Origin of the sequence: Pseudomonas putida, assembly GCF_001941965.1 — a bacterium.
In the GTDB taxonomy this organism is placed as follows: Bacteria; Pseudomonadota; Gammaproteobacteria; order Pseudomonadales; family Pseudomonadaceae; genus Aquipseudomonas; species Aquipseudomonas putida_L.
This window is the reverse complement of the sequence record NZ_MKZO01000042.1, coordinates 1-12996: the sequence shown is the minus strand read 5'-3', so window position 1 is coordinate 12996 and position 12996 is coordinate 1. Positions and strand designations below refer to the sequence as shown.

Below are 12996 nucleotides of genomic sequence, written 5' to 3'. Positions count from 1 at the left end.
GTCATGCCCCTCGCGCAACTGATTGCACCCCGGCAACTGGCGGAGCGCCTCGGCGATCCGAAGCTGGTGATTCTCGATTGTCGTTTCGCCCTGGAGGACGTTGACTACGGTCAGCGCAGCTACGCCGAGGGGCATATCGCCGGGGCGCATTTCGCCGATCTGGAGCGCGACCTCAGCGGGCCGGTGGTCAAGGGCGTGACCGGGCGCCATCCGCTGCCGCAGCCGGGGCGGCTGATCGAGCGCTTCCAGCAGTGGGGCATCAACAATGACAGCGACGTGGTGCTGTACGACGACGGCCCCGGCGCCTTCGCCGCCCGGGCCTGGTGGTTGCTGGCCTGGCTCGGCAAGCGCAGCGGCGTGTCGATCCTCGATGGCGGCCTCAAGGCCTGGCATGCGGCGGGCCTGCCGCTGAGCCTGGACCCGGCGGAGCGCCGCGAAGGCAACTTCACGGGCAAGCCGGACCCGAAACTGCTGGTCAGCGCCCAGCAACTGCGCGAGCGCCTGGGCGACCCGGCCCTGACCCTGCTCGACGCCCGCGCCTTGCCGCGCTTCCGTGGCGAAGTGGAACCGATCGATCCGGTGGCCGGGCATATTACCGGTGCGCAGTGCGCGGCCTTCACGGAAAACCTCGGCGCCGACGGGCACTTCCTCCCGGCGGACACGCTCAAGGCACGTTTCGCTGCGCTGCTGGGTGAGCGCAAGCCGGAAGAACTGGTGGCCTACTGCGGCTCCGGCGTCACTGCCTGCCACAACCTGTTCGCCCTGAGCCTCGCCGGCTACCCGCTGGCGCCGCTGTACGCCGGCTCCTGGAGCGAATGGATCACCGACCCGCAGCGCCAGGTCGCCACCGGCGACTGATCACCCCTGCCGCGCCAGCCACTCGGGAATCCGCCGTTCCAGGTAGTACCCCGGCTGGCGCAGGCTGCCTTCGATGAACCCGACATGACCACCGTGGGCGTGCAGCTCCAGGGTGGTCGTGCTCGCCAGTTCGCCGGCTTCGGGCAGGCTGTGGCGGAACACGAAGGGGTCGTCGCTGGACTGGATGATCAGGGTCGGGGTGCGGTTCTCGCCCAGGTAATAGCGGCTGGACGAGCGCTTGTAATAGTCGTGGGCATCGTCGAAGCCGTTGAGCGGCGCGGTGATGCGGCCGTCGAAGTCCCAGAAGGTGCGCATATTGGTCAGCGGCCCGAGGCGGGCCAGGGTTTCCAGGCCTTCGTGATGGCCGCGATGGAGGAAGTCGCGCTCCTTGGTCTTCACGTAGCTGATCATTTCGCGGATGAAATGCCGCTGGTAGACCCGGGAAAAGCCGAGGCCGATACGGTCGGCGCACTGGTCCAGGCGAAACGGCACCGACACCGCCACGGCGCCCTGCAACTGGCTGGCCGAGCCGGCTTCGCCCAGGTGCTTGAGCAGTACGTTGCCGCCCAGCGAGTAACCCACGGCGTACAGCGGCGCGGACGGGCGCTGGGCGCGCAGATGGGCGATCACTTCCGCCAGATCCTCGCTGGCACCGGAGTGGTAGCTGCGCGGCAAAAGGTTCGGCTCGCCGGAGCAGCCGCGCCAGTTCACCGCCACACTGGCCCAGCCCCGGGCCTGCAGGGTGTGCTGCAAACCGAGGACGTAATGGGACGACGACGAGCCGGTCAGCCCGTGCAGCACCAGGACCAGCGGCGCATCAGCGCGATGCGGGCCGCCCCAGTCCAGGTCGAGAAAATCACCGTCAGCCAGCCACAGGCGTTCGCGCTGGTGATCCAGCGGTACCGATTTGCGCCAAAGGGGGCCCCAGAGGGTTTGCAGGTGTGGATTGCGCAGGCCCGTTGCGGGCTTGAAGGCTGTGGACATCATGGCTTCACTCGGAAAAACGCGGCAGCTCTGTCAACCAGTGTACGTGCTGGTTGCAGCCGCTGCCGCGCCGTATGACGGACAGATGACGATCAGCCGCGTTCCCACAGTGCGTAATGCACCTGGCCGGCTTTCTTTTCCCGGTGCAGGCGCCAGCTACCCGGCAGGTTCAGCGACGACGGGGCCGTCTCGCTTTCGATGTAGATCCACGCGTGATCGGCCAGCCAGCCACCGTTTTCCAGGAGCTCGCAGGCTTGCGGAACCAGGTCCTGATGGAAGGGTGGGTCGAGAAAGACCACGTCGAATTGCTGCTTGGCTTCACCTTGCAGGTAACGCAGCACGTCACTCTGCACCACCTTGCCACGCGGGCAGCGCAGCACTTCGAGGTTGTTGCGCAGGCTGGAGATGGCCACGGCGTTGCTGTCCACGGCCACCGAATCGCCGGCCCCGCGGGACAGGGCTTCCAGGTACAGCGCGCCGCTGCCGGTGAAGGCATCCAGCACCTTGGCCCCTTCGATGTACGGGGCGATCCAGTTGAACAGGGTTTCCCGCACCCGGTCCGGCGTCGGGCGCAGGCCGGGGGCGTGGGGGAAGCTCAGGCGACGGCTGCGCCATTCGCCGGCGATGATGCGCAACTGGCCTTGGCCCGTTTGCGGCTTGGAGGGATTGGCCATCAATGCTCCGGTACGCCGAGCGGCTGCTCGGCGGGTTTGGCGAGGGGCGGTGGCAGCGGCTGCTGCGGCACGTTCGGCCCTGCGGTAACGATCACCAGCTTGTCCGCGGACAGGTGGCGATTCAGCGCATCCCGGACCTGCTCGACGGTCAGTTCCTGGGATTGGCGCATGTAGTCTTCAAGGTAGGTCAGCGGCAGATTATAGAAGCCGATGGCCCCCAGTTGCCCGACGATACTCGCGTTGCTGGCATTGGACAGCGGGAAGCTGCCGGCCAGCTCGCGCTTGGCGTCGTCCAGCTCTTGCTGGGTCGGACCGGTCTTCAGGTAGTCGCGCAGCAGGTCCTGGACCAGCATCAGGGTGCCTTCGCTCAGCTCGGCACGGGTCTGCAGGTTGATCATGAACGGCCCGCGCGCCTGCATCGGCACGAAGGTGGAGTAGACGCCGTAGGTCAGGCCGCGTTTCTCGCGGACTTCGCTCATCAGCCGGGTGCCGAATGCACCGCCGCCGAGGATCTGGTTGCCCAGGGACAGTGCGGCGTAGTCAGGATCGTTGCGGTCGATGCCCAGTTGCGCCAGCAGCAGGTGGGTCTGCTTGGACGGGAAGTCGATATGGCTTGGACCGGCCTTCGGCTCCACAGGCTGCTCGACCTTGGCCAGCGCCGGGCCTTTCGGCAGGGCGGCGGAGACCTGGGCGGCGATGGCTTCGGCGTCCTTGCGGCTGAGGTCGCCGACCAGGGCGATCACCGTGTTGCCGGCGGCGTAGGCCTTGGCGTGGAAGGCGCGCAACTGGTCGATGGTGATCGGCGGGATGCTCTCGGCGGTACCGTCAGCCGGGTGGCCGTAAGGGTGCTTGCCGTACAGGCGCTCGAACAGTTGCAGGCTGGCCAGCTTGCCGGGGTTCTGCTTCTGGTACTCGAAGCCGGCGAGAATCTGGTTCTTGATCCGCGCCAGGGCGTCGGCAGGGAAGGTCGGCTTGCCCACGACTTCGGCGAACAGCTTCAGGGCCGGCTCGCGCTTGTCGGCCACGCTCAGGCTGCGCAGCGAGGCCACCGCCATGTCGCGGTAGGCACCGTTGCCGAAGTCCGCGCCCAGGCCTTCGAAGCCCTGGGCGATGGCATTGACGTCCTTGCCGGCCACGCCTTCGTTGAGCATGGCGTTGGTCAGCGAGGCCACGCCCGGAAGGTTGTCGTCATGGCTGCTGCCGGCGGCGAAGGTCAGGCGCAGGTCGAACATCGGCAGCTCGTGGGCCTCGACGAAGAGCACGCGGGCGCCTTCGGCGGTGTTCCAGGTCTGGATGTTCAGGGTGCGGTGGGTCGGCGGCGCCTTGCCTTCCAGCTCCGCCACGGATTGCAGGGTGTTGGCGGGCTTGGTGTCGGCGGCATGCACCGGGCCGATCAGGGCGAAAGCCAGGGCGGTGGCGGCGAACAAGCGGGTGGTCGGCTGGATCATTTCGCCGGCTCCTCGGGCAGTACATGGGCAACGCTGAGGCGTTCACGGGTGAAGTAGGTGCGGGCGGCGGCCTGGATATCCGCCGGGGTCACGCTCTTCAGCTCGTCCAGTTCGTTGTCGATCAGCTTCCACGACAGGCCGACGGTCTCCAACTGGCCGATGGTGGTGGCCTGGCTGCTGATGGAGTCGCGGTCGTAGACCAGGCCGGCGATGACCTGGGCGCGCACGCGTTCCAGCTCCTCGGCGCTTGGCGGGGTGGTCTTCAGTTCATCCAGGAGTTTCCAGATACCGGCTTCCACGTCGGCCAGGGTCTTTTTCTTCTGGGTGTTCGGCGTTGCCGAAAGAACGAACAGGCTGTCGCCGCGGGCGAACGGGTCGTAGCGGCTGGACGCACCGGCCACCAGTTCCTCGCCGCGCTCCAGGCGGCTGGCCATGCGGGCGCTGTAGCCACCGTCGAGCAGGGCCGAGATCAGGCGCAGGGCTTGCACTTCACGGGGGTTCTTGGCGGTGGCCAGGCCCGGCACGTTGAAGCCGAAGATCAGGCTCGGCAACTGGGTACGGACATGCACGGTGAGCTGGCGCAGGCCGGGCTCGGCCAGTTCCAGCGGCAGCTTGCTCGGCGGCAGGCTGCGTTTCGGGATCTTGGCGAACCAGCGCTCGGCCAGCTTGCGCACCTCATCCACGGTCACGTCGCCGACCACCACCAGGGTGGCGTTGTTCGGCGCGTACCAGGATTCGTACCAGTGGCGCAGTTCCTCGACCTTCATGCGCTGCAGGTCGGCCATCCAGCCGATGGTCGGGGTGTGGTAGCCGCTGGCCGGGTAGGCCATGGCCTTGAACAGCTCGAAGGCCTTGGCCCCGGGATTGTCGTCGGTGCGCAGGCGGCGTTCTTCCTTGATCACCTCGATCTCGCGGCTGAACTCGTCGGCCGGCAGGCGCAGGCTGGCCATGCGGTCGGCTTCCAGTTCCAGGGCGACGTTCAGGCGATCCCGGGCCAGCACCTGGTAATAGGCGGTGTAGTCATCGCTGGTGAAGGCGTTTTCCTCGGCGCCGAGGTCGCGCAGGATGCGCGAGGCTTCGCCGGGGCCAAGCTTCTCGCTGCCCTTGAACATCATGTGCTCGAGGGCGTGGGACAGGCCGGTCTGGCCCGGGGTTTCGTAGCTGGAGCCAACCTTGTACCAGACCTGGGAAACCACCACCGGGGCGCGATGGTCTTCGCGCACGACCACCTTGAGGCCGTTGTCGAGGATGAATTCATGGGTGGGTTGCGGGTCGGCGGCGAAGGCCGCGAGGGGCATGCAGATCGTGCCGAGCAGCAGGCCGGCGGCACGGCGGGCTAGAGCATTCATCAATGATTCAACCTGTTGGGCTGCCCGCTTGGCCTTAGCGTCGGCGGGCTAGGAGGTGCTAGGATACTGATCCGGTTGCCTGGCGACCATGCCTGTCGAGGATGTCGCCGCAAAGGCTCCCCCGACAAAATAGACGACGCGCACGAACAAGCCGGCTTGAAAGGAGTCTGTTCTGCGTTACAAAAGAATTCTGAGGCGCCGCACTGGCGCATCGCCACCCTGAGATAGCCGTCTTCCATGTTTGGTTCCAACGACGACAAAAAAACGCCGGGCGCCCCCGGTGAAAAGAAAGGCCTGTTCGGCTGGCTGCGCAAGAAGCCCCAGCAACCTGTTGTGGAACAGCCTGAAACCCCAGTCCCAGACGCTCCCGAAGCTGCTCCGGCAGTGATCGCGGAGGCGCCGGTGGTTGCTGCGCCGGTGGTCGCTCCCGAGCCTGTAGCGCCGGTGGTGGTCGAGACGCCCGTTGCACCGCCGCCTGTGCCGGAATCCAGCCTGGTCCTGCCAGTGCCGGAAGAGCCCGTGGCCCTGGTGCCGGACCTGGAGCCGACACCTCCACCGCCGATTCCTGAACTGCCCGCTGCAGTTGCCCAGCCAGAGCCGGAACCGGCTCCTGTCGTGACTCCGCCACCTGCAGCCGTGGTTGCCCCGGTGGTCGTGGCCGAGCCCGAGCCGGTCATCGCGGCGCCTGTTCCAGCACCTGCCCCTGCGCCGGTTGAAGAAGCCAAGACCGGCTTCTTCGCCCGCCTCAAGCAAGGCCTGTCGAAGACCAGCGCGAGCATCGGCGAGGGCATGGCCAGCCTGTTCCTCGGCAAGAAGGCCATCGACGACGACCTGCTCGACGAAATCGAAACCCGCCTGCTGACCGCCGACGTCGGTGTCGAAGCCACCACGCTGATCGTGCAGAACCTGACCCAGAAGGTCGCGCGCAAGCAGCTGGCCGATGCCGACGCCCTGTACAAATCGCTGCAGGCCGAGCTGGCCGCGGTGCTCAAGCCGGTCGAACAGCCGCTGCGCATCGAGTCGCAGAACAAGCCGTTCGTGATCCTCGTGGTCGGCGTCAACGGCGCGGGCAAGACCACCACCATCGGCAAGCTGGCCAAGAAGCTCCAGCTCGAAGGCAAGAAGGTCATGCTGGCGGCGGGCGACACCTTCCGCGCCGCGGCGGTGGAGCAGTTGCAGGTGTGGGGCGAGCGCAACCATATCCCGGTCATCGCCCAGCACACCGGTGCCGACTCGGCCTCGGTGATCTTCGACGCGGTGCAGGCCGCCAAGGCCCGTAACGTCGACGTGCTGATCGCCGACACCGCCGGTCGCCTGCACACCAAGGACAACCTGATGGAAGAGCTGAAGAAGGTCCGTCGGGTCATCGGCAAGCTCGATGCCGACGCGCCGCACGAGGTCCTGCTGGTGCTCGATGCCGGTACCGGCCAGAACGCCATCAACCAGGCCAAGCACTTCAACCAGAGCGTCGAGCTCACCGGCCTGGCCCTGACCAAGCTGGACGGCACCGCCAAGGGCGGGGTGATCTTCGCCCTGGCCAAGCAGTTCGGCCTGCCCATTCGCTATATTGGCGTAGGGGAAGGGATCGACGATCTGCGTCCGTTCGAGGCAGAACCCTTCGTTAAAGCGCTGTTTGCCGAGCAGGAGCATCCATGATTCGATTCGAACAGGTCGCCAAGCGCTATCCGAATGGTCACGTTGGCCTGCATGAGTTGAGTTTTCGGGTACGGCGGGGCGAGTTTCTGTTCGTGACCGGTCACTCCGGCGCCGGCAAGAGCACCCTGTTGCGCCTGCTGCTGGCGATGGAGCGTCCGACCAGCGGCAAGCTGCTGCTGGCCGGGCAGGACCTGGGCCAGATCAGCAATGCGCAGATTCCCTTCCTGCGCCGGCAGATCGGTGTGGTGTTCCAGAACCACCAACTGCTGTTCGACCGCACGGTGTTCAACAACGTCGCCCTGCCGCTGCAGATCCTCGGCCTGTCCAAGGTCGAGATCGCCAAGCGGGTCGATTCGGCGCTGGAGCGCGTGGCCCTGTCGGACAAGGCCGAGCTGTTCCCCGGCGACCTGTCCACCGGCCAGCAGCAGCGCGTCGGCATCGCCCGCGCCATCGTTCACCGTCCGGCCCTGCTGCTGGCGGATGAACCCACCGGTAACCTCGACCCGCGCCTGGCCGCGGAGATCATGGGTGTTTTCGAAGATATCAACCGCCTGGGTACCAGCGTGCTGATCGCCAGCCACGACCTGGCCCTGATCGCGCGCATGCGTCACCGCATGCTGACGCTGCAGCGCGGCCGCCTGATCGGCGATGGGGAGGCCGGGCAATGAGTGCGACACGCAGTCCGAAAGTATCCGAACGGGTGGCGCCGAAGCCGGCCGATCCACAACCGAAGAAAAAGAAGGAACGGGACGAGGACGACGGTCCGGACTTCCGTACCCTGCTGCACGCCTGGCTGGAAAGCCATCGTTCCAGCCTGATGGACAGCCTGCGCCGCCTCGGCAAGCAGCCGATCGGCAGCTTCTTCACCTGCCTGGTGATGGCGGTGGCGTTGAGCCTGCCCATGGGGCTGTCGCTGATCCTGAGCAACGTCGAGCGTCTTGGCGGTTCGTGGCAGCGGGCGGCGCAGATTTCCCTGTACCTCAAGCTGGATTCCAGCGTGCGCGAGGGTGAAGCCCTGCGCGACCAGATCAAGGGTCTGCCGGGTGTGGCCGACGCCGAGTACGTCAGCCGTGAACAGGCCTTGACCGAGTTCCAGAAACAGTCCGGCCTCGGCGACGCCCTGCGCGAACTGCCGGAAAACCCGCTGCCGGGCGTGGTGGTGGTGACCCCGGATGAAGTCGACAAGCCGGCCCTGGACGCCCTGCGCCAGCGCCTGGCGGAACTGCCGCATGTCGAACTGGCCCAGCTCGACCTGGTCTGGGTCGAGCGCCTGGCGGCGATCCTCAAGCTGGGTGACCGGTTCGTCTTCGGCCTGACCGTGCTGCTGGTCTCGGCGCTACTGCTGGTGATCGGCAATACCATCCGTTTGCATATCGAGAACCGCCGCACGGAAATCGAAGTGATCAAGCTGGTCGGTGGTACCGACAGCTATGTGCGCCGCCCCTTCCTTTATATGGGGGCGCTGTACGGTCTGGGTGCAGGGATCCTGTCCTGGGGCGTGCTGGCATTCGGGCTGAACTGGCTGAATGACGCGGTTGTCGACCTGTCGGGACTGTATGGCAGCGATTTCGCCCTGGCCGGGGTGCCCTCTGCCGATGGTCTGTCCCTCTTGCTTGGGGCAGTGTTGTTAGGGTATATCGGTGCATGGATCGCGGTGGCCCGTCACCTGAGTGAGCTGGCGCCACGATAGTGTCTTTTTGCTGGTATTGACTATTAGGGTATTTAGGGAACTTGTCTCGCGGTTCCCGGTCAATGTTGGCAGTGCCTACGGGCACGAGTTCAGTGAGTCGGAGGTTTTTTCGTATGACCACTTCGTTGCAACCTGCTTACGCCCTGGTCCCTGGTGCAAACCTCGAGGCCTACGTGCACACGGTGAACAGCATTCCATTGCTGACCGCCGAGCAGGAGCGTGAACTGGCCGAGAGTCTCTACTATGAGCAGAACCTTGAGTCCGCTCGGCAGATGGTGCTCGCGCACCTGCGTTTCGTCGTACATATCGCTCGTAGCTACGCCGGCTACGGGCTGGCCCAGGCCGACCTGATCCAGGAAGGCAACGTTGGCCTGATGAAGGCGGTCAAGCGCTTCAACCCGGAAATGGGCGTGCGCCTGGTGTCCTTCGCGGTGCACTGGATCAAGGCCGAGATCCACGAGTTCATCCTGCGCAACTGGCGCATCGTCAAGGTTGCGACCACCAAGGCCCAGCGCAAGCTGTTCTTCAACCTGCGCAGCCAGAAGAAACGTCTGGCCTGGCTGAACAACGACGAAGTGCATCGCGTCGCTGAAAGCCTGGGTGTGGAGCCGCGGGAAGTCCGCGAGATGGAAAGTCGCCTGACCGGCCAGGACATGGCCTTCGACCCGGCCTCCGAGGCGGACGACGACAGTGCCTTCCAGTCGCCGGCCAACTACCTGGAAGACCATCGCTACGACCCGGCTCGCCAACTGGAAGATGCCGATTGGAGCGACAGTTCGTCGAACAACCTGCACGTTGCCTTGCAGGGCCTGGACGAGCGCAGCCGCGACATCCTCTACCAGCGCTGGCTGGCCGAGGAAAAGGCCACCCTGCATGACCTGGCGGCCAAGTACAGCGTTTCGGCGGAGCGTATCCGCCAGCTGGAGAAGAATGCGATGAACAAGGTGAAGGCCCTGATCGCTGCTTGAGGCTCCGGTAGCTGGCCAAAGAAAACCCGACTCCAAGGTCGGGTTTTTCTTTGGCCACAAGCTTTAAGCTGCAAGCTGCAAGAAGAAGCAGCGCCGCCGGTGGCTTTTTCTTACAGCTTGAGGCTTGCGGCTTGTAGCTTCAAGGCAACTGCTCCAGATAACTATCCCCACCCAACTGGCTCATCTGCTGCCGAATCCACCCGGCCCGCCGCGCCACATAGCTGCTCGGCCGACTGGCACTCCAGTTCCTCGGATTGGGCAACACCGCCGCCAGCAGACTGGCCTGCTGCCGACTCAACCGGCTCGCATCCACGCCGAAGTGATGCCGCGCCGCCGCCTGTGCGCCAAACACCCCTTCATCCCACTCGGCACTGTTCAGATACACCTCGAGAATCCGCTCCTTCGACCAGAGCAGCTCGATCAGCCCGGTAAACCACACCTCCAGCCCCTTGCGCAGCCAACTGCGGCCGGACCAGAGAAACTGGTTCTTCGCCACCTGCTGGCTCAGGGTGCTGGCGCCACGGATGGTCCCGCCGCGCTCGTTATGCGCCAGCGCAGCCTGGATCGCGGTGAAGTCGAAACCATAGTGGCTGGCGAACTTCTGGTCCTCGCCGGCGATGACCGCCACCTTGAGATCATCGGAGATCTTCTCCCACGGCTCCCAGTCCCGTTGCAGGTCGATAGGCTCGCCATCGATCCACGACTCGATCTTGCGCTCGACCATCAATGCCGTGCCCGGCGGCGGCACGAAACGGAAGATCAGCACCAGCACGACGCTGCCAGCGGCGAACCAGAGCGCGGCACGATAAAGGCGGCGGAGAACGAGTGACAGCATGATGATGGCTTGGCCGCGGCGGATGAGCGGGCCATTATACAGACCCGTGTCTCCTTGGAGTTCTTCGCATGCTTCGCAGCTTCCTCTTGCTCGCGGCCTTCTTCGGCTTCACCGGTGTCGCCCTCGGTGCCTTCGCCGCGCATGGCCTGAAGGCCCGCCTCAGCGCCGAATACCTGGCGATCTTCCACACCGGCGTCACCTACCAGCTGATCCACGCCCTGGCCCTGTTCGGCGTGGCCATCCTCAGCGTGCACCTGCCGGGCCGCCTGACCACCTGGGCCGGTAGCCTGTTCATTCTCGGCATCCTGCTGTTCTCCGGCAGCCTGTACGTCCTCACCCTGAGCGGCATCGGCAAGCTCGGCATCATCACCCCGATCGGCGGCCTGGCCTTCCTCGGCGGCTGGCTGTGCCTGGGCCTGACAGCCTGGCGGCTGAGCTGACTCGCGGGTCGAAAATCGTGACGAATGGTGTCGACCGCCCTTGGGTTCAAGCGCGGATCGGCGCTAGAATGCGGGCCCCTGAAAACAATGGCGGCCGTGCGCATGCGCATTCAACTGAACGGTGAACCTTACGAATTGCCCGACGGCGAAAGCGTCGCGGCCCTGCTCGGTCGGCTCGACCTGACCGGGCGCCGGGTGGCGGTCGAACTGAACCTGGACATCGTGCCGCGCAGCCAGCACGACAGCACCGCCCTCAACGAGGGCGACCAGGTCGAGGTGGTCCACGCCATCGGCGGCGGCTAGTCACCAGCCCGCGACCACCGGCAAGTCCCTCCCCCTACAAGAGGATCAACGATGAGCAACGTTCGTAGCGACAAGCCCTTCACCCTGGCCGGTCGTACCTTCCAGTCGCGCCTGCTGGTCGGCACCGGCAAGTACCGCGACATGGAAGAAACCCGCCTGGCCATCGAGGCCTCGGGCGCCGAGATCGTCACCGTCGCCGTGCGCCGGACCAATATCGGCCAGAACCCGGGCGAGCCGAACCTGCTCGACGTACTGCCGCCAGACCGCTACACCATCCTGCCGAACACCGCCGGCTGCTATGACGCCGTCGAAGCCGTGCGCACCTGCCGCCTGGCCCGCGAGCTGCTGGATGGTCACAACCTGGTCAAGCTGGAAGTCCTGGCCGACCAGAAGACCCTGTTCCCCAACGTGATCGAAACCCTCAAGGCCGCCGAAGTGCTGGTCAAGGACGGTTTCGACGTGATGGTCTACACCAGCGATGACCCGATCATCGCCCGTCAGCTGGCCGAAGCCGGCTGCATCGCGGTCATGCCGCTGGCCGGCCTGATCGGCACCGGCCTGGGGATCTGCAACCCGTACAACCTGCAGATCATCCTCGAGGAAGCCAAGGTCCCGGTGCTGGTGGATGCCGGTGTCGGTACCGCTTCCGACGCCACCATCGCCATGGAGCTGGGTTGCGAAGCGGTGCTGATGAACTCGGCCATCGCCCACGCCCAGCAGCCGATCATGATGGCTGAGGCCATGAAGCACGCGATCATCGCCGGTCGCATGGCCTACCTCGCCGGCCGCATGCCGAAAAAACTCTATGCCAGCGCCTCGTCGCCGCTGGATGGCCTGATCAAGTAAGAGTCCCAGATGACCGAATCGCAAGAAACGCCTGTCACCGAAGAAGGCGAAGAGCGCCAGCACCGCCGCATCAAGAGTTTCGTGATGCGCGCCGGGCGCATGACCGAAGGCCAGCAACGCGGCCTGGACCAGGGTGGCCCGCTGTTCATCCTGAAGCTGGCCGACAGCCCGGTGGACTACGACCAGGTGTTCGGTCGTTCGGCGCCGCGCACCCTGGAAATTGGCTTCGGCATGGGCCACTCCCTGCTGGAGATGGCGGCGGCTGCGCCGGAGCAGGACTTCATCGGTGTCGAAGTGCACCGTCCGGGTGTCGGTGCGCTGCTTAACGGCGTGCTGACCCAGGGCCTGAAGAACCTGCGGGTGTATGACTGCGATGCCATCGAAGTGCTGAACCGCTGTGTCGCGGACAACAGCCTCGATCGCCTGATGCTGTTCTTCCCGGATCCATGGCACAAGAGCCGTCACCACAAGCGCCGTATCGTCCAGCCGGAGTTCGCCGAGCTGGTGCGGCGCAAGCTGAAGGTTGGCGGTGTGTTCCATATGGCTACCGACTGGGAGCCTTATGCCGAGTACATGCTGGAAGTGATGGCGGTGGCGCCGGGTTATCGCAACCAGGCAGCGGACGGGGCCTATGTGCCGCGGCCGCAAGAGCGGCCGATCACCAAGTTCGAGCGCCGGGGTGAGCGCTTGGGGCATGGGGTGTGGGATTTGAAGTTCGAGAAGCTGGCTGATTGATTCAGCGCTTCTGAGGGCCTCATCGCTGGCAAGCCAGCTCCCACAGGTACGGTGTATGCAGTACCTGGACTGCCCCCAAGAAATTGGAGACTAATCCAACCCTTGGGGGAGTTATGAAGTACACCGAACAGTTCAAGCTGGCAGCCATCACTGCCTATCTAGAGGGCAGTGATGGTTTTCGAAAGGTAGCCCAGCATTTCAACATCGATT

14 protein-coding genes are annotated in these 12996 nt (G+C 65.2%); 9 read left to right on the top strand and 5 right to left on the bottom strand.

Annotated features, from left to right (window positions below):
* Nucleotides 1-3: 3 nt before the first annotated feature.
* Complete coding sequence (locus PSEMO_RS22790) at nucleotides 4-858, top strand: sulfurtransferase (RefSeq protein ID WP_075805213.1); 855 nt, start codon at nucleotides 4-6, stop codon at nucleotides 856-858.
* Here the strand turns inward: PSEMO_RS22790 and PSEMO_RS22785 are convergent, their stop codons facing one another.
* The 4 genes from PSEMO_RS22785 to PSEMO_RS22770 all read right to left on the bottom strand — a co-directional run bounded on the left by PSEMO_RS22785 (nucleotide 859) and on the right by PSEMO_RS22770 (nucleotide 5313).
* Nucleotides 859-1845, bottom strand: a complete 987-nt coding sequence (locus PSEMO_RS22785) for a hydrolase (RefSeq protein ID WP_086937254.1) — start codon at nucleotides 1843-1845, stop codon at nucleotides 859-861.
* 89 nt (nucleotides 1846-1934) lie between these two features.
* A complete protein-coding gene (gene rsmD, locus PSEMO_RS22780; RefSeq protein WP_075805211.1) occupies nucleotides 1935-2516 on the bottom strand; it encodes a 16S rRNA (guanine(966)-N(2))-methyltransferase RsmD in 582 nt (193 codons plus the stop codon).
* Nucleotides 2516-3964, bottom strand: a complete 1449-nt coding sequence (locus PSEMO_RS22775; protein WP_144443612.1) for a M16 family metallopeptidase — start codon at nucleotides 3962-3964, stop codon at nucleotides 2516-2518. The genes rsmD and PSEMO_RS22775 overlap by 1 nt, the downstream gene beginning before the upstream one ends.
* Entirely contained in the window at nucleotides 3961-5313 is a 1353-nt protein-coding gene (locus PSEMO_RS22770; protein WP_075805210.1) for a M16 family metallopeptidase, read from the bottom strand. Before PSEMO_RS22770 ends, PSEMO_RS22775 begins: the two co-directional genes overlap by 4 nt.
* A 237-nt stretch (nucleotides 5314-5550) precedes the next feature.
* Here PSEMO_RS22770 and ftsY point away from each other — a divergent pair, with 237 nt between their 5' ends.
* The 4 genes from ftsY (at nucleotide 5551) to rpoH (ending at nucleotide 9627) form a co-directional block, all read left to right on the top strand.
* The gene (ftsY, locus tag PSEMO_RS22765; protein ID WP_075805209.1) at nucleotides 5551-6969 is read left to right on the top strand and encodes a signal recognition particle-docking protein FtsY; all 1419 of its coding nucleotides are present in this window, start codon (nucleotides 5551-5553) and stop codon (nucleotides 6967-6969) included.
* A complete protein-coding gene (gene ftsE, locus PSEMO_RS22760; RefSeq protein WP_075805208.1) occupies nucleotides 6966-7637 on the top strand; it encodes a cell division ATP-binding protein FtsE in 672 nt (223 codons plus the stop codon). The genes ftsY and ftsE overlap by 4 nt, the downstream gene beginning before the upstream one ends.
* Nucleotides 7634-8659: a permease-like cell division protein FtsX gene (ftsX, locus tag PSEMO_RS22755; protein ID WP_075805207.1), complete on the top strand. Its 1026-nt coding sequence runs from the start codon at nucleotides 7634-7636 to the stop codon at nucleotides 8657-8659. Before ftsE ends, ftsX begins: the two co-directional genes overlap by 4 nt.
* Nucleotides 8660-8772: 113 nt before the next feature.
* Nucleotides 8773-9627, top strand: coding sequence for an RNA polymerase sigma factor RpoH (rpoH, locus tag PSEMO_RS22750; RefSeq protein WP_075805206.1), 855 nt, complete (start codon nucleotides 8773-8775; stop codon nucleotides 9625-9627).
* Nucleotides 9628-9766: 139 nt separating this feature from the next.
* On the opposite strand, the gene mtgA is transcribed toward rpoH, so the two are convergent.
* A complete protein-coding gene (mtgA, locus tag PSEMO_RS22745) occupies nucleotides 9767-10462 on the bottom strand; it encodes a monofunctional biosynthetic peptidoglycan transglycosylase (RefSeq protein ID WP_075805205.1) in 696 nt (231 codons plus the stop codon).
* Between the two features lie 68 nt (nucleotides 10463-10530).
* On the opposite strand from mtgA, the gene PSEMO_RS22740 reads away from it, so the two are divergent.
* From PSEMO_RS22740 to trmB, 4 genes are all read left to right on the top strand, one after another.
* The gene (locus PSEMO_RS22740; protein WP_075805204.1) at nucleotides 10531-10902 is read left to right on the top strand and encodes a DUF423 domain-containing protein; all 372 of its coding nucleotides are present in this window, start codon (nucleotides 10531-10533) and stop codon (nucleotides 10900-10902) included.
* 102 nt (nucleotides 10903-11004) lie between these two features.
* Nucleotides 11005-11205, top strand: coding sequence for a sulfur carrier protein ThiS (gene thiS / locus PSEMO_RS22735; RefSeq protein ID WP_075805235.1), 201 nt, complete (start codon nucleotides 11005-11007; stop codon nucleotides 11203-11205).
* A 51-nt stretch (nucleotides 11206-11256) separates the two neighbouring features.
* A complete protein-coding gene (locus tag PSEMO_RS22730) occupies nucleotides 11257-12051 on the top strand; it encodes a thiazole synthase (RefSeq protein WP_075805203.1) in 795 nt (264 codons plus the stop codon).
* Between the two features lie 9 nt (nucleotides 12052-12060).
* The gene (trmB, locus tag PSEMO_RS22725) at nucleotides 12061-12786 is read left to right on the top strand and encodes a tRNA (guanosine(46)-N7)-methyltransferase TrmB (RefSeq protein ID WP_075805202.1); all 726 of its coding nucleotides are present in this window, start codon (nucleotides 12061-12063) and stop codon (nucleotides 12784-12786) included.
* Nucleotides 12787-12996: the final 210 nt, after the last annotated feature.

What these genes read in the sequence shown, in the direction of transcription:
- PSEMO_RS22790 (WP_075805213.1), top strand. Translation starts at nt 4, where the DNA reads ATGCCCCTCGCGCAACTGATTGCACCCCGGCAACTGGCGGAGCGCCTC.
- PSEMO_RS22785 (WP_086937254.1), bottom strand. Translation starts at nt 1,845, where the DNA reads ATGATGTCCACAGCCTTCAAGCCCGCAACGGGCCTGCGCAATCCACAC.
- rsmD (WP_075805211.1), bottom strand. Translation starts at nt 2,516, where the DNA reads ATGGCCAATCCCTCCAAGCCGCAAACGGGCCAAGGCCAGTTGCGCATC.
- PSEMO_RS22775 (WP_144443612.1), bottom strand. Translation starts at nt 3,964, where the DNA reads ATGATCCAGCCGACCACCCGCTTGTTCGCCGCCACCGCCCTGGCTTTC.
- PSEMO_RS22770 (WP_075805210.1), bottom strand. Translation starts at nt 5,313, where the DNA reads ATGAATGCTCTAGCCCGCCGTGCCGCCGGCCTGCTGCTCGGCACGATC.
- ftsY (WP_075805209.1), top strand. Translation starts at nt 5,551, where the DNA reads ATGTTTGGTTCCAACGACGACAAAAAAACGCCGGGCGCCCCCGGTGAA.
- ftsE (WP_075805208.1), top strand. Translation starts at nt 6,966, where the DNA reads ATGATTCGATTCGAACAGGTCGCCAAGCGCTATCCGAATGGTCACGTT.
- ftsX (WP_075805207.1), top strand. Translation starts at nt 7,634, where the DNA reads ATGAGTGCGACACGCAGTCCGAAAGTATCCGAACGGGTGGCGCCGAAG.
- rpoH (WP_075805206.1), top strand. Translation starts at nt 8,773, where the DNA reads ATGACCACTTCGTTGCAACCTGCTTACGCCCTGGTCCCTGGTGCAAAC.
- mtgA (WP_075805205.1), bottom strand. Translation starts at nt 10,462, where the DNA reads ATGCTGTCACTCGTTCTCCGCCGCCTTTATCGTGCCGCGCTCTGGTTC.
- PSEMO_RS22740 (WP_075805204.1), top strand. Translation starts at nt 10,531, where the DNA reads ATGCTTCGCAGCTTCCTCTTGCTCGCGGCCTTCTTCGGCTTCACCGGT.
- thiS (WP_075805235.1), top strand. Translation starts at nt 11,005, where the DNA reads ATGCGCATTCAACTGAACGGTGAACCTTACGAATTGCCCGACGGCGAA.
- PSEMO_RS22730 (WP_075805203.1), top strand. Translation starts at nt 11,257, where the DNA reads ATGAGCAACGTTCGTAGCGACAAGCCCTTCACCCTGGCCGGTCGTACC.
- trmB (WP_075805202.1), top strand. Translation starts at nt 12,061, where the DNA reads ATGACCGAATCGCAAGAAACGCCTGTCACCGAAGAAGGCGAAGAGCGC.